The 16,662-nt window shown below is 39.9% G+C and carries 10 protein-coding genes and 1 pseudogene; 5 read left to right on the top strand and 6 right to left on the bottom strand.

Annotation, left to right across the window (positions count from 1 at the left end):
- Positions 1-1,080, top strand: a 1,080-nt coding sequence (locus AACL61_RS00805) for an RNA-guided endonuclease InsQ/TnpB family protein (RefSeq protein ID WP_339110839.1), incomplete at its 5' end; no start/stop codon positions are given.
- A gap of 405 nt (positions 1,081-1,485) precedes the next feature.
- Here the strand turns inward: AACL61_RS00805 and AACL61_RS00800 are convergent.
- The 4 genes from AACL61_RS00800 to AACL61_RS00785 form a co-directional block, all read right to left on the bottom strand.
- Positions 1,486-2,232 (bottom strand): alpha/beta hydrolase, encoded by a 747-nt coding sequence (locus AACL61_RS00800; protein WP_102815904.1) that lies wholly within the window; start codon positions 2,230-2,232, stop codon positions 1,486-1,488.
- Positions 2,233-2,266: 34 nt separating this feature from the next.
- Positions 2,267-3,622: an APC family permease gene (locus AACL61_RS00795; protein ID WP_102815903.1), complete on the bottom strand. Its 1,356-nt coding sequence runs from the start codon at positions 3,620-3,622 to the stop codon at positions 2,267-2,269.
- 176 nt (positions 3,623-3,798) lie between these two features.
- On the bottom strand, positions 3,799-6,210 hold the full coding sequence (locus tag AACL61_RS00790; RefSeq protein WP_065533351.1) for a phosphoketolase family protein: 2,412 nt from the start codon (positions 6,208-6,210) through the stop codon (positions 3,799-3,801).
- A gap of 269 nt (positions 6,211-6,479) precedes the next feature.
- On the bottom strand, positions 6,480-7,211 hold the full coding sequence (locus AACL61_RS00785) for a GntR family transcriptional regulator (protein ID WP_102815902.1): 732 nt from the start codon (positions 7,209-7,211) through the stop codon (positions 6,480-6,482).
- Positions 7,212-7,342: 131 nt separating this feature from the next.
- Between AACL61_RS00785 and ybaK the strand changes: the two genes are divergently transcribed.
- The 3 genes from ybaK to nrdJ all read left to right on the top strand — a co-directional run bounded on the left by ybaK (position 7,343) and on the right by nrdJ (position 11,716).
- On the top strand, positions 7,343-7,849 hold the full coding sequence (ybaK, locus tag AACL61_RS00780) for a Cys-tRNA(Pro) deacylase (RefSeq protein ID WP_102815901.1): 507 nt from the start codon (positions 7,343-7,345) through the stop codon (positions 7,847-7,849).
- Between the two features lie 87 nt (positions 7,850-7,936).
- Positions 7,937-9,373 (top strand): C69 family dipeptidase, encoded by a 1,437-nt coding sequence (locus tag AACL61_RS00775; protein WP_102815900.1) that lies wholly within the window; start codon positions 7,937-7,939, stop codon positions 9,371-9,373.
- Between the two features lie 138 nt (positions 9,374-9,511).
- Complete coding sequence (gene nrdJ / locus AACL61_RS00770) at positions 9,512-11,716, top strand: ribonucleoside-triphosphate reductase, adenosylcobalamin-dependent (protein ID WP_339110838.1); 2,205 nt, start codon at positions 9,512-9,514, stop codon at positions 11,714-11,716.
- A 71-nt stretch (positions 11,717-11,787) separates the two neighbouring features.
- Here nrdJ and AACL61_RS00765 read toward each other — a convergent pair.
- Together AACL61_RS00765 and AACL61_RS00760 are read right to left on the bottom strand one after the other, a co-directional pair.
- Positions 11,788-13,591 (bottom strand): annotated as a pseudogene (locus AACL61_RS00765) (ABC transporter ATP-binding protein).
- Positions 13,575-15,317 (bottom strand): ABC transporter ATP-binding protein, encoded by a 1,743-nt coding sequence (locus AACL61_RS00760; RefSeq protein WP_102815898.1) that lies wholly within the window; start codon positions 15,315-15,317, stop codon positions 13,575-13,577. The pseudogene AACL61_RS00765 and the gene AACL61_RS00760 overlap by 17 nt, the downstream one beginning before the upstream one ends.
- A gap of 232 nt (positions 15,318-15,549) precedes the next feature.
- Here AACL61_RS00760 and AACL61_RS00755 point away from each other — a divergent pair, with 232 nt between their 5' ends.
- Positions 15,550-16,635 (top strand): D-2-hydroxyacid dehydrogenase, encoded by a 1,086-nt coding sequence (locus AACL61_RS00755; protein ID WP_225433489.1) that lies wholly within the window; start codon positions 15,550-15,552, stop codon positions 16,633-16,635.
- Positions 16,636-16,662: the final 27 nt, after the last annotated feature.

Raw genomic sequence — 16,662 nt, 5'->3', positions numbered from 1 at the left:
ATTGACACAGTTCAGGATCGTATTAAACAACTAACTATGCGCCAAAACGCTAAACAAATGTCTAATCACTATCAATTTTTAGAAGATAAACGAATTGACAGTTTGGCGAAAGCTAATGCCATTCAGAACTATCGGAAAGCTTGGAATGCTTTTCGGAAGGTCCACACCGCTGGTGTTCCTAAATTTCATCGAAAGAGTTATCGCTGGCGTTATCAAACCAATTGTCAATACCCAGGGCAAAAGATTGCGTTGCTAACTAACGGTACAGTCTGTTTTCTAGATAATAGCCATGTCAAAGTCCCTAAAATCGGACTGTTACGGGTTGCCGGTTCTCAAGCACGTCTTTTGAAGAGAATGTGTGAGACTAGAATTGGTACTGTGACATTGATTAAAGATCCAGCGGATCACTTCTTTCTATCAATGCAACTAGCTTCAGATGAATCTTTTGTTAAAGTGTCCCAAGCTAATCACGGACATATCGGAATTGATCTTAATACTGATAATTTCTTAACCGATAGTGACGGTAACACAGTTCCTAATCCACGATATTATCGCACTATTAAAGGCAAATTAGCCAAAGAACAGCGTATTTTATCTAGACGGCAACGGCGTGTCAAAAAAGAACATCGTTCTTTACGCGATAGTAAAAATTACCAAAAGCAACGCTTGTTAGTTGCCAAACTCCATGCCAAAGTAATGAACCAAAGACATAATTTTCTCCAACAAATCTCTACTGCATTAATCAAGAACCACGATTTAGTAGTAGCTGAGGAGTTGCGTAGTAAGAACATGCTCAAGAATCATGCTTTAGCGCTTAGTATTTCTGACGTTGGCTGGCGTTCCTTTCTCGGCATGTTAGCTTATAAAGCAGATTTGTATGGTCGTCAATTTATTACAATCAGCCCAAGAAATACTACCCAAACATGTCACAATTGTGGCTTTGTGATGGGCACTAATGGCACGGACAAACTAACGTTAGCTGACCGAAAATGGACTTGTCCTAACTGTGGTACTCACCATATTCGTGACTGGAACGCAGCTGAAAATATTCTTGATAAGGGAATAGTTAAACTAGCTTAGCTTATCTGTCCCTATGGCAACCTGGGGACATAAAAGGCGTTGGTAATTAGACGACCACTGTTTGATTATAACTTCGGTTGATCAAATAAGTTGTCCCTATCTACGCAAATTGTGGTCTGAAATCCACGAGGGTTTTCGGCTCACAAGCCACTAACTTTAGTCAGTGGTGGTTGACTCTGACGCTAAATTATACCATGAAATAATCATCCAGACAGGAGTATATTTTAAGCAAAGGGAGCGACTCGTGACTTCGTTTTTCGACGCGAAGCTAGCCTCTGGGTGCCCCCGCAAGCAACAATAGGCCTCCAATATTCGGCTTTTTTACCGGGCGTTGGAGGCCATCGTTGTACTGCGCCATTTGTCTTTTGTGAAAATAACTTGGCTTATGTCACAGTCCCTTTAAAACTAATTTTTCAAAAAGTTAGCTACCAGTTCCAAAATTTTTTGGCGTTGTGAGCCATTAAACATATGCCCTTCTTCCGGAATTAAATGCAACTCACTGTTAGGCATGATTACATTATATTTCTTTGATGCTTCAGGGGAAACCACATTATCAGCTAACCCATGAATTAGCAGTGTGGAGCCACTATAATGTTGCGCTGTTTCGTAAATTGGTAAAAGCTGCGCCGTTCGGAAGTAGTCGCCACCAACGGTAAAGCCATGCACATCAACCGTTTCTGGTATATGGTTAGGGTCATATTGGCTTCCCTGACAAACTCCTTTTAGTGCATCATCTTTCAAGGTTGCAGCAGGTGCCAGCAGTACTAGTTTTGTAATAATATCGCGATAATAAGCCCCCAGCATCGAAGCAACTACCCCACCTTGCGAATGACCAATTAGGTAAATCTTCTTTGCTTGCATAGTTATGTGAGCATAGTCAATGATTTTCATTCCATCCAGGATTTCACTGAAAACTGTCATATCCTTGAATTCACCATCACTATGGCCAGTCCCATCAAAGTCAAAGCGTAACGTTGGAATTCCTTGTTGGTTTAAATAGTGCGAAAGAGAATATAGAATTTTAGAATCATCATATCCCAGATTGCCCTTAAAGCCATGCATCAGAATTGCAATCGTATCGTTTTTAATCGTCGTTGTTCCCTCAAGAAGGCCATATAGTTTTAGACCATCTCGTTTGATTGTTATTTCCATCAAACCACCTCTCGCCTATTATACACTGTTTGACTTAGTGTTTTAGTTTCTCCAACATTTCCCGGTGGTGAGCCTCGTGCTTCTCATCCACCTTAACAAAGAAGTAAGAAACCGCGGCTAGGATGGCAACTACAACACCAACTGTAATCGTCTTAATTGTAAAATTGGTTACCATGTAGCACGAGATTAAGAGTGCTAACACTGGAATGATATATTTTCCGGGAAGCTTAAACCCGTGATTAGGGAATTCATTAGTATGTTTAAACTTAATTACTGCTAAAATTGATGGAACATATTGAACAAACGAAGCAAGCACAATACAAGAAACAAGAAAGAGGTAAGATTGCGTAACTAATAACATTGAAATAACGGCTGTCAGGATGATTGCTACCCAGGGTGCATCATGGCGGTTCTTTTTACCAACCCACTTTGGCAACATCGCGTGTTCATTCGCTAGTGAGGAAATTAATGACGGAGTGTTAAAGGAGGCCGCAAATGCAACCCCGAAAATACTGATTAACATTCCCACAATTACTAAAATGTATCCCCATTTACCGACACCAGTTCCAAAGGCATTTGCAATTGGCGTACTATATTTTGACATCCTAGTTCCCAAAATACCGATTGCTACCAGCATCATTAGCGAATACATAATCGTTACACTAACCATTACGGCGATTAACACACGCGGAATATTTTTCTCCGGATCAGTCATTTGCTTTGCGGCAATTGGAATAAAGGAAAAGCCGGTAAACATATAGAAAACAACACTAAAAGCTGCTCCAAAATGTTTGGCAAGCGGCATTGCCCCGGTGGTTGCTGCATGAGGAATTACCGGTGAAAAATTAGCAAAGTGAATGCAAAAAACGCCAATAACAATAAAAGCAAGAATCGTAATCATTTTTGCAGCTGAAGAGAGGTTATCGACCAACTTAACAAGCGTTCGGCCAAAGAAATTAATAATTGAGAATAATAAAATTAAGCCAAAAACAGAAACATAGTATACCCAATGAGTATTAAAAATCGGTAAAAAGCTTCGGAGAGTTGTCAACAAAGCTACCACTTCGGCAGATAAAGTACAGCATCCTAGAAACCATGTAAAGATGCCGAGCTCATAGCCAGTAAACCGGCCAAATGCATTATAGGAATAAAGCCATGCCGCGCCCGATCCGGTAAACCGACTAGAAAGGTCTGCATAACATAATGCAACCATGCTAACCGTAATCGCTGCACAGAGTAAGACAAGGACACTTGCTAAATTCATATCCTTATAGATAACTTGTGGTAGCAAAAAAGCACCTGAACCAATAACACCATTAATACCTAAAAAGTAAATTGAAATAAACGATAACTTTTTAGGATTTTTCTTTTCCGTATTGATAAGCTCCACCTTCTATCCTTTATAACAAAAATAATATTACCTTCATTTAAAGTCTATTCTTATTTTAAAGGGTTTACAAGTAAGGCAAGTTAACCAATCTTTATATTTCCAAACAAAAAAAGACCGAGTTAAACTCGATCTCTTTTCTTAATTTATTAAGTGTTTAATTAGCAATCAGTAGCTGATTACTTAAGACCCTTCCAAGTCCAGTTAGTAACTTCTGGTAAGTCCTTACCTTCTGAACGGATGTAGTGGTTGTGCTTGTTGATCATGTTGTCCATCTTGGCAACAAATGCAGCACTCTTTTGTTCGTAACCAGGAACACTTTGGATAGCGTCCTTAGCTAAGTGGAACCGGTCAAGTTCGTTTAATACACGCATGTCGAATGGAGTGGTGATATCACCATTTTCTTCGTATGAGTGAATGTGAACGTTACGGTTAGCACGATCGAAGAACAATGCTTGGATCATGTCACGGAATCCGTGCCATGCAAAGATAACTGGCTTGTCAGTAGTGAAGTAACTATTGAATTCAGCATCAGTTAAACCTTCAGGGTTCTTGTCAGTGTTCATCAAACGCATAATTTCGATGATGTTGATGTAACGAATCTTCAATTCAGGGAAGTTGTCATGAAGAATGTCAATAGCTGCAAGAGCTTCTTCAGTAGGTTCAGTACCAGAAGATGCAAATACAACATCTGGTTCAGTACCTTGGTCAGTAGATGCCCAGTCAATGTAGCCAAGACCATTGTCAGCCAATTGAGTAGCTTCATCAATAGAGAACCATTGTGCACGTGGGTGCTTAGAAGTTACGAAGAGGTTGATGCATTCTTGGTTACGGAATGCCTTGTTAGATACAGCCATTAATGAGTTAGTATCTGCTGGCAAGTATTCCTTAACGAGGTCTGGACGTTCCTTTTCAAATAAGTGAGTCAATAGACCTGGATCTTGGTGAGTGTAACCGTTGTGATCTTGTTGGAATACAGTAGAAGTATCAACAAAGTTCAATGCTGGGTATTGGTGACGCCAGTAAAGATCCTTAGCCTTACGTAACCACTTCATGTGTTGAGTAAGCATTGAATCAACAACACGACCGAATGCTTCGTAAGTTGCGAAGAATCCGTGACGACCAGTTAATGTGTAACCTTCAAGGAATCCTTCAGCTTGGTGTTCTGAAAGTTGTGAATCGATCATACGACCTTGTGGAGCCACATCTTCGTCGTTTGGTTCGTGGACACTTTCCATCCATTGACGCTTTTGACCATCAAGGAATGCGTAAAGACGGTTTGACTTAGATTCGTCAGGACCAAATCCACGGAAGTTAGTTGGGTTCAATTCAGCCATCTTGTTGAGGTACTTACCCCATTCAAGCATGTCTTGCTTTACAACAGAACCAGGATTTTGAACATCAATAGCAAAATCACGGTAGTTTGGCAATACAAGTGGCTTAGGATCGATACCACCATTAGTGATAGGGTTCATAGCCATACGACGGTTACCTTCTGGTGTGTTCTCTTCAACAAGAGCAACTGGGTGACCATCTTCGTCGAACAATTCTTCTGGCTTGTATGACTTCAACCAGTCAACAAGGATGTCCTTGTGTTCCATGTCATCTTGGGATACTGGAACTGGAATTTGGTGTGCACGGAATGAGTTTTCAATTGGGTTACCATCAAGGTCAGTCTTAGGACCAGTCCAACCCTTAGGTGCACGGAAGATAATCATTGGCCATTGTGGTAATGAGTTATCATTGTTTTCACGAGCGTTCTTTTGAATAGCCTTGATTTCTTCAACAACCTTGTCCAAAGTCTTAGCCATTTCTTCGTGAACTTCCATGTGAGGCTTGTAACCCTTGAATTCACCATCACGGTCAGCTTCTTTGTAAGCTGAAACAAAGTATGGCTTCCAACCCATACCTTCGAAGTACTTAGTAAGTTCTTCGTCGCTCATCCGTGAAAGGATAGTAGGGTTAGAAATCTTGAATCCGTTAACTTGGATGATTGGTAATACCGCACCATCCTTGATTGGGTTGATGAACTTGTCTGAGAACCATGATGCCATTAATGGACCAGTTTCAGCTTCACCATCACCGATTTCAACAGCGGCAATAACTTCTGGGTTATCTAAGATAGCACCAACACCGTGTGAAAGTGAGTAACCAAGTTCCCCACCTTCGTGGATTGAACCTGGTGTTTCAGGTGCAGCGTGTGATGCAGTACCGCCTGGGAATGAGAAGTGCTTGAATAACTTAGCCATTCCCTTAGTGTCTTGAGTATATTCAGGATAAATTTCAGTGTATGAACCATCCAAGTATGAGTTGTTAACCATAACTTGGCCACCGTGACCTGAACCTTCGATGTAGAACATATCAAGGTCATACTTCTTAATTACACGGTTCAAGTGTGCGTAAATGAAGTTTTGAGGAACAATAGTACCCCAGTGACCAATTGGCTTAGGCTTAACATCTTCTGCCTTTAATGGTTGGCGAAGTAATGGATCACCCATTAAGTACAATGTACCAACTGAAAGGTAGTTAGCTGCACGCCAGTAAGCATCAACACTTTCCAAGTATTTCTTGGAATCGTAATCTACTGCCATCTAATAAACACTCCTTCTATATAAATCAATACGTCCTGTGCTTTCTAACAACATAACGTAAATCATTAAATTTACAATGTTAATGATAAACTGTTTTTTCAAAAAGTCAACCTTTTTACAAATTGATACGGTCCAATTATAAAAAATTAATAATTTTAAGCCGCTCTTTAGTTTTGCAAACCGGCTAACATCTTTAGTCTAACACCATTTGCCACATTCTACGGTTATATTGCGCAAACTTATGACAATCTAATGAACTAAAATTAATATTAGCCTTCCTGGTCTAAGCTAACAAAAGTACTATATTTCATATATTTATAGTGAATGCGCATATTTGAAACTTCAAATGGTGTTCCATCATCTAAAAAGAAGATTCCATCAATTATGCCCACCGGTTCTGTCGAACCCAACTTTAATAATTTTTGGTCTTGTTTATCTGATGGTGATACGCCAATGGTCATAAACGACTTGGTAACTCGTTTTCCCATCTTATCCTCAAGATAATTAAAAATAGAGCCATTGACAATTTCAGGAGATAAGGTTGGTGTAATCTTAATCGGGATAAAACCAGTTTCAATCATAAAAGGTTGGTCATCAATTAGTCGTAACCGTTTGATTTGGTAAACAAAGTCATTATCATTGAGGAACAACTCTTCTTGTACATCCTTATTTGCGGGAACAACCTGGTAATCAAGCAACTTAATCCCTTGCTTCTTCCCATCAGCACGGAAACTATCCGTAACTCCCAAATTACTCCCCTCATAATGAAATAAGGACTGATTTTTTAGGTAAAGCGGATTAATGAATGTTCCCGAACCGCGCTTTTTGAAGATAATTCCTTCTTGCGCCAATACACCTAGTGCTCGTTTGATTGAACTTCGACTTACCTCGTAAATCTCACTTAAGCTTCGTTCGTCCGGTAGCCGCATTCCGGGGTATTCATTGCCTAAAATTTTTTGTTTTATATCACGCATCACTGAGCGATATACTAAATCTGCCATCTAATTAACTCCTCGGATTTATTTAATTCGAATTTTAATGATACACTTTAAGTATAGCAGACCTATTTTAAATTGGGATCTTTTTGTAAAATATTGGTGCGACCCGGATAAATTTAGGAGATGATCTTCTTATGAGTAAAAAGAATAAAAAAAGTAAAATGAAAAAAACGCAGGTGGAACAAATCTTAGACAAAAATAATATTCCATATGAGCAAGCTGAATTTCCGACGCATCAAGATGGCGATGTCCGTTCAATGAGCGTTGACCACACCGGCATTGATGAACATATTATTTATAAAACCCTTGTTCTTACTGGTAATGTGACTGGCCCCTTAGTCGGAGTCATCCCCGTCGATACTCACCTTGATGAAAAGAAATTAGCTAAGGTTTCCGGCAACAAAAAGGTTAATATGGTTCCGCTTAAAAATTTGTTAAAGACAACAGGCTATGTTCATGGTGCTAACACGCCTGTAGGAATCTATGAAAAATTTCAATATCCGATTTTTATTGATAATGAAGCAAAAGAACAAGGTGAAATTTATGTTTCATCTGGAAAAGTTGGTCGATCGGTTAAACTAAACGCTGAAGACTTAGCCGGATTAGTTCATGCCACTTTTGCTGATTTAGAACAAAAGTAGTTTCCGATTGATTGACCTCCCTAGGTTTGAAGACTAAACTTATTACTATAGTTTTATTTAAGGTCATTATAGAAAGGTCCTGAAAAAATGAAGAAAAATCTATCTGCTTGTACAACCGTTCTTGTAGGCCGTAACGCTACAATTGATGGTTCAACCATGGCAGCGCGGAATGATGATACATTCGGTCCGCTTACGCCCCAACGTTTTGTTACTTATCCCGCATATCATAATCACCCTAATCAAGTAAAGGCATACTTAAATAAATGTGTAATTGACCGCCCCGCTGACGGTTATCGTTACCAAGGTACTCCTAACGTTGATTATCGAACTGAAGGGGTATTCGACGAGAGCGGCTTTAACGAAAAAAATGTTGGAATGAGTGCAACCGAAAGTGTTTATGCAAATGAACGCGTCCTTGCCTGCGATCCGCTTAATACCGAAACCGGAATCAATGAAGATCTTGTAGTTGCTGCTACCCTTCCCTTTATCGATAGCGCTCGTGATGGCGTTGCATACCTTGGTAAACTAGTCGCCAAATACGGTTCTGCTGAAGGAAACGGGATTATATTCAGCGATAAAAAAGATGTATGGTATATGGAAATAGTTACTGGTCACCACTGGGTTGCACAACGGATCCCCGATGACTCTTATGCTGTAACCGGAAATCGAGTAGCAATCCAGCAGGTTGATTTTAATGACCCTGATAACTTTATGTGGTCTGATGGCATCCAAGAATTCGTTGAGAAAAACCACCTCAATCCTGATAAATATGGCTGGGACTTCCGCCATATCTTTGGAACTGCTGACATATTCGACCAGCATTACAACACGCCACGTCAATGGTATGGTCATAAGTTATTAAACCCAAGTGTTGACTTCGACCCCTTGGATTTTGATATTCCATTTATCATGCAAACCAATCACCGGATCACTCTTGAAGACGTGCAAAAAATCCTCAGCAGTCACTACCAAGGAACCCCTTACGATCCCCTAGGTCATGAAGGAACTGAACAGCAAAAACAGCTTTTCCGGCCAATTTCCCTGAATCGAACACAGAACTCCCATATTCTGCAGGTTCGGAATGATTTGCCAGAAGCTGCTTCGACCATTATGTGGATGAGCTTTGGTGTACCGACATTTACTCCTTATATTCCATTCTTCGGAAATGCCGAAGATATTGACGTTAGCTACCGTGAAACACCAGAAAAACTCAACATGGACCTTAAGAGTGCTTACTGGATGTACCGTACCCTTTCAATGCTTGTTGAATCACACCACGCTGAGTTCTCTAAGGAAGACTTAGATTACCTTAAAGATTCACGCGAATACTTGTACCGCTGGGTTAATGAAATTGCTCCACAAGTTAAAGGGATGGAACCTAGTGAAGTTAGCGACTTTTTGAGTTCCAAGACTCATGAGATGGTTGCTGAAATGACTAAGCGAACTAAGAACCTAATGGCTGAATTAGTTATGCACGGGTTAGAACTCTCTAAACTTACCTTCAAAATCGACAAGAATCTATAACTAAATTTTTATAATTTGATTAAACCGCAATGATAATCTAATTCATTGCGGTTTTTGCAAATCACTATATGTTGTATATATTGCCAAATTAGATTACCATATATTGTGTTATCTAATTTAAAGGGAGCACCAATTACCATGCAAAAAATTAAACTTAAAGAATCATTTATTGATCAAGCTACTAAAAAAATCACACCACATTGGGGCCCGCTCGGCTGGGTCACATATAAGCGGACATACGCCCGATGGCAAGCAGATAAGAATCGAACCGAGGAATGGAAAGAAACCGTTAAACGTGTTATTGAAGGGAACATTAACCTTGATCCCCGCCTTGACGATAATCCATCACAAGCTGTTATTGATGAGTTAACAACTGAAGCCGAACAGTTATTCAAATTAATCTACGGTCTCGGCGCAACACCATCCGGGCGAAACTTATGGATTTCAGGTACCGATTACCAGAAACGGACCGGTGACTCACTAAACAATTGCTGGTTCATTACTATTCGTCCCCAAAAATATGGTAATAGTCACATTCAGCCAAGCTACTTAAATAATGAACAAGTGGCAGTATCAATGCCCTTTGCTTTCCTCTTTGACGAATTAATGAAGGGTGGCGGTGTCGGCTTTTCCGTGACAGACGATAACATTAATCAAATTCCAAACGTAGATCACAAAATTAACTTATCCATCGTAATTGATAAAAGCAGTGCTTCTTATGATGAATCAATTGGTGCCGGCGCTTACGATCGAAATGATATCAAAAAGCCGCTCCAGGAAAATGAAATTTACTATCAGCTTCCTGATACCCGTGAAGGTTGGGTACTTGCTGTTGCTCAATTAATTGACCTTCACTTTAAAAATACCAACCAAAATAATGTAAATAAGCTTATTCTGGATATGACCAATATTCGTCCGCGTGGTTCTAAAATCCACGGCTTTGGCGGTACTGCTTCCGGTCCCACACCCCTAATTGAAATGCTTCAAGATGTCAACGAGGTGCTTAATGCCAAGGATGGTACTAACCTAAGCGCCGTTGACTGTACCGATATCTGTAATCTAATTGGTAAGGCGGTCGTCGCTGGGAATGTTCGCCGTTCAGCTGAACTAGCCCTTGGTTCAGGAAATAACCACCAATTTATTACAATGAAGCAAGACCAAGAAAAGCTCCAGCATCACCGGTGGGCATCAAATAACAGCATTAGTATTGATAAGGATTTTGATCACTTCCAAGAGGTCGCTGATTCTATTCAAGAAAATGGTGAACCGGGAATCGTCAATACTAGCTTATCCAAGAATTATGGCCGAATAGCTGATGGCTACCAGGAAAATATCGATGGCGACGTTGAAGGAACTAACCCGTGTGGCGAAATTTCTCTTGCTAACGGCGAACCTTGTAATCTGTTTGAAGTTTTCCCGCTTGTCGCTGAAAAACAAGGCTGGGACCTTAATGATGCTTTTCGACTTGGTGTTCGGTTTGCAAAACGAGTTACGTTTAGTCACTATGATTGGGAAGTTTCCCGTAAGATGATCCAGAAAAACCGGCGCATTGGGATTTCAATGTCAGGGATACAAGATTGGATTTTAAACGACTTTGGCAACCGGGTAGTAACCGGCTTTGCGAAAAATAATGACGGTGTAATGGAACCTATCTACGACCAACGAGTAATTGACAAGTTCAACACCCTATATCAAGCAGTAATTAACGCCGATAAGGAATACTCCGCTGAATTGAATTGTAATCTGTCAATCAAACATACTACTGTTAAACCTTCTGGAACAGTAGCAAAATTGGCTGGTGTTTCTGAAGGAATGCACTTCCACTATGCGGGTTATCTTATTCAACGGATTCGTTTTCAGGATACTGATCCGCTGCTTGATGCATTAAAAGAATGCGGCTACCGGATGGAGCCTGATATTTATACCGACCATACTATCTGTGTTGAGTTCCCCGTTAAGGCAACTAACGCTGAAAACGAAAACTTTGCTTCTGCTGGAAATGTATCAATTGCAGAACAATTCGCTACTCAGGCGTTCTTACAGAAATACTGGTCTGATAATGCCGTCAGCTGTACTATTACCTTCCAAAATAAAGAAGCTGCCCAAATTCCGGTACTATTAAAGCAGTACCTTAACGGAATCAAATCTACTTCACTATTACCTTATTATGGCGGTTCATTAAAACAAGCACCTAAAGAACCAATCACCAAGGAATTTTTCGTTAAACGACAAGCCGAAATTACTGGTAATGTAATTGATGTATTTAACGCGCAGCAACAGGATAAAGCACTTGACCTTGTTGATCAGTCCGACTGTGCTGGCGGTGCATGTCCAATTCGTTAATAATTTTTCTCTAAAAAAAGCGACTAGAATCAGCTTTCCTGCCGATTTTAGTCGCTTTTACTAGTCTTAACTTAATTTCCTGCAAATTGGCTATTATAAAGCGCCGCATAGAATCCTTTTTGATTCATCAATGATTCATGATTACCGGTTTCGATAATCTTTCCATGATTAACAACTACAATTTGATCAGCTTTGCGAATTGTTGATAAACGGTGCGCAACAACAAAACTAGTTCGTTCCTGCTGCAATGCATTCATTGCTTCTTGAATTAATACCTCTGTCCGTGTATCAACAGAACTCGTAGCTTCATCTAATATCAAGATTTCTGGATCAGCTAGAAATGCCCGGGCAATCGTTAGTAGTTGACGCTGCCCTTGCGAAATATTAGATGCCGATTCATCCGGCACTGTTTGATAACCATCAGGCAATTCACGAATAAACGCGTCAGCCCGTGCCATTTTCGCCGCATGATAAACTTCCTCATCTGATGCGTTTTCGTTTCCATACTTAATATTTTCAAAAATTGTCCCTGTAAAGAGCCACGTATCCTGAAGAACAATTGCGATATGTTTCCGCAAATCATCGCGGGTCATAGAGCCAATATCTTGTCCATCGAGATAAACGTGCCCGCCTTGAGGATCGTAAAAGCGCTCTAAAAGGTTAATGATGGTTGTCTTTCCGGCACTGGTTGGGCCAACAATCGCAACCATCTTATCCCGTGGCGCTTTAAGGTTAAAGTCTTGAATAAGCGGTTCATCGGTATAGCTAAATTGAATATCCTTAAATTCAACCTTTGGCAAGTTTTTGCCTGCCAATACTGGCGTCTCTTTAATCTTATCGTCCATTTCCGGCTCATCAAGCACTTCAAAAATCCGTTCTGCCGAAGCAATTGTCTGTTGGATAGTATTACTAAGGTTCGCGATTTGCGCAATTGGTTGGGAAAACTGGTTGGTGTATTGAAGAAACGCTTGAACATTACCAAGTGTAATTTGACCATGGATAACCTGAATTGCACCAACAACTGCAACAACTAAATAGCCGACATTTCGTATAAAGATCATCATCGGCATCATTAGACTAGAAAAGAATTGTGCTTTCCACGCTGATTGATAATATTGATGGTTACGCCGATTAAACTCTTTTTCTTCGTCCTCTTCTTTATTAAACGTCCGAACAATTGTATGAGCAGCATAGGTTTCCTCGACTTGGTCATTGATTTTTCCTAAGGCTGCTTGCTGGCGACCAAATAATCGTTGTGAAGTAGGTGCGACAAAAGCAACAACTAAAATACTCAGCGGAATCGTCACAAGCGCAATAATGGTTAGTTTCCAACTAATTGTTAACATTAAGATAAAGACGCCAATAACTGTTAATACACTAGTAATAATCTGAATTAGGCTTTGCTGGAGCGTTCCCGCAATATTATCCATATCATTAACCATTCGACTCATAATATTTAATGGGTACCCGTCGCATTTTTTCTTCAAAGTCTTATCGTAAATTATAAACAACACGTTGCGATACTCGTGTCATAATTTGTAATTGGAGGAAACTAAATAGTCCAGAGAACAAATAAAGCAAAATGACTGTAATTCCAATTTGCCAAATCCGGGTAAAGTTAATTGGAAGGGTACTTAAGTGGGCACCAGCTTTCATTTCTGCATACCCTTTAAGCATTCCATCATAAATAATCGTAGTAGCTTCACCAAGAATTTTTGGTGCTAAGATTGACAAAATAACAGAAATAACAGCTAAGAGAATTGAAACAATAACCCCAACTCGCAATGGTCGTAAATAGGCAATTAATCGCTTTGTGGTTGGCCAAAAGTGTTGAGCCTGTTCAGGTACTTGTGGTCCTCTACGCACGATCAACATCCCCTTTCTCGACTTGTGACTTAATTATTTGTTGGTAAGTTTCATTATGTGCTTTTAATTCTTGGTGAGTTCCTTGACCAACTACCCGTCCTTCTTCAAGCACAATAATTTGATCAGCATCAACAACAGTAGAGATTCGCTGGGCCACGATAACCGTTACGGCACGTTGAATTTGTGGGTCTTTTGCTAAAGCAGCCCGGAGTTTTGCATCAGTTTCAAAATCCAAGGCCGAAAATGAGTCATCAAAAACATAAATCGATGCGGGCTTAATAATTGTTCGAGCAATCGCTAACCGTTGACGTTGACCACCAGAAAAGTTACTCCCGTTTTGCTCAACAACTGCGTCCAATCCGCCTTCTTCACGGACGAAATCTGCTGCTTGCGCAATTTCAAGTGCATGCCACATTTCTTTATTCGTTGCTTCCTCATACCCAAATTGAAGGTTAGACCGAATAGTCCCACTAAAGAGAACCGCTTGCTGCTGAGTAATTGAAATCACTTCATGAAGATTATGCTGACTTAGTTTCTTGATTGGAACACCGTCAACCATAATCTCCCCACTTTCAATATCAAAAAGGCGGGGGATTAAGTTAACAAGAGCTGACTTACCAGACCCAGTTCCTCCAATAATCGCTAAAGTTTGGCCCGCTGTAACTTTAAAGTTTAAGTCATGCAAAGCTAGTCTTTCTGCCCCATGGAAACGAAAATCAACATTTTTAAATTCAAGGGAAGCTGGTTGATTAATCGAAATCTTTTCTTGATCCTTTTCCGGTGCATTATGAATACTGATTGGCTGGTCCAAGACAGCATTAACACGGGTAGCAGATGCCGATGCTCGGGGAACAAAGACAAAGATCATTGAAAGCATCATAAAGCTAATCATAATCTGAGTGGCATATGTCATAAAGGCAATTAAATCCCCTACTTGCATGCTCATATTAGCTACAAGATGACCACCCAGTAGAATAATGGCAACATTTGTCATTCCTAAAATAAGCGTTACCACTGGGAATAGTGTCGAAACAATTGTAAAGGCCTTGATTCCGGTTTGCGTGTAGTCCTCGTTTGCTTTTTTGAAGCGATTTTGTTCCCAATCTTCCTGCCGAAAAGCACGAATAACTCGCACTCCTGTTAGCCCTTCCCGAAAGATTAAGTTAATGCGATCAGTTTTTTTCTGAATGCTCTTGAATAACGGAACCGCAAAGTACATAACTGCCATGACGATAATCGCTAAAACTGGCAAACTAATAAAAAACACTTTAGTTAGTTGCGGTTCTCGAACATACGCTAAAACACAGGCTGCAACAAGCATTACAGGTGATTGAAGCATCATCCGAAGCATTTGCACCATGACATTTTGAATCTGCACAATATCATTGGTTGACCGCGTAATTAAAGATGAATCGCCAAACTCATCCATTTCACGATTCGAGAAACGTAAAACCTTATGATAGATCTGGCTTCGTAGCTTTTCACCCACCTTCATTGATTGGGTCGCCGCAAAATAAACATTTAATCCGGCGGCCACTAATCCAATCGCAGCCACAATTATCATTTTAATTCCTTCATTCCAAATCACGCCCATATCTTTTTGCACAATTCCCCGATTAACAAGATCGGCGGTAACTGTCGGCAAATATAGGTCACACGAAACTTGGATTAACAGAAAGAAAATTGCACCAATTGTTGCCCAAAAGGCTAAATTTTTTCGTGCTATCCGTATCATTGCTATTCCTCTTCACTTTATCATCAAATTTTATAATTGTTTGGTATCTAACTTTTATATATTACTCTATTTAATTAAAATTGCAATTAAAAGCTTTATCACATGCTGTATTTAAAAATAATAAATTTTTGTTTTAACCATATTAAAATAAAAATTTTAGGCTAAAATATAAGAAGGAACATGAAGTAAAAAGCTCCAGTCTGTTTATTTTTAAGAAACGAGGTTTGATATTATGGCTGAAACAGATGTTAACCCAGAATTAGTTAAAAAAATCGTTAAACAAGTATTGGCTCAATCTGCTAATGGAGGAGATAGCACCAAAAAAATTTTTGCTTTTAGTATCCGAAAAGATGAAGAACCTTACGTTAAAGAATGGGCTAAGAACCATCCCGAAATAGAAGTAGAATATACGGATGAACTCTTAACTCCTGAAACTGCCGCAAAAGCTAAAGGAGCTGACGGGGTAGTTGTTTACCAACAACTCGATTACACGCCAGAAACGCTACAAGCACTGGCTGACGAAGGCATTACAAAGATGTCGCTACGTAATGTTGGTGTTGATAACATTGATATGGCTAAGGCAAAAGAACTTGGCTTTGAAATTACCAATGTTCCTGTTTACTCACCAAACGCAATTGCCGAACATGCTGCTATTCAAACAGCTCGAATTCTTCGCCAAACCAAGGTCTTAGATGAAAAGATTGCTAATGGCGATTTACGCTGGGCCCCAACAATTGGTCGAGAAGTGCGTGACCAAACTGTTGGTGTTATCGGAACTGGTCATATTGGGCGTGTTTATATGCAAATTATGGAAGGCTTCGGTGCTAAGGTAATTGCATATGACCCATTTGAAAATCCAGAATTAAAGAAGCAAGGATATTACGTTGACAGCCTTGATGATCTATATGCTCAAGCTGATGTGATTTCTCTTCATGTCCCGGCTACTAAAGAAAACTTCCATATGATTGATAAAGATGCAATCGCTAAAATGAAAGATAATGTTGTAATTGTTAATTGTTCACGAGGCGCATTAGTTGATACTGATGCTGTGATTGAAGGACTTGATAGTGGAAAGATCTTTGGCTTTATCATGGATACCTACGAAGATGAAGTTGGTATCTTTAACGAAGATTGGCGTGGCAAGGACTTCCCTGACAAGCGGCTTAAAGGTCTAATTGATCGTTCAAATGTTCTTGTTACTCCACATACAGCCTTCTATACTACTCATGCTGTTCGGAATATGGTTCTGAATGCCTTTGACAATAATCTTAAATTAATTAATGGTGAAGAAGCTGATACACCGGTTAAAGTTGGTTAATAATCACAATCGAGTAGGAGATAATTG

Origin of the sequence: Limosilactobacillus reuteri subsp. porcinus (assembly GCF_036621895.1) — a bacterium.
Taxonomy (GTDB): Bacteria; Bacillota; Bacilli; order Lactobacillales; family Lactobacillaceae; genus Limosilactobacillus; species Limosilactobacillus reuteri_J.
This window is presented reverse-complemented; position numbering and strand designations above follow the sequence as displayed.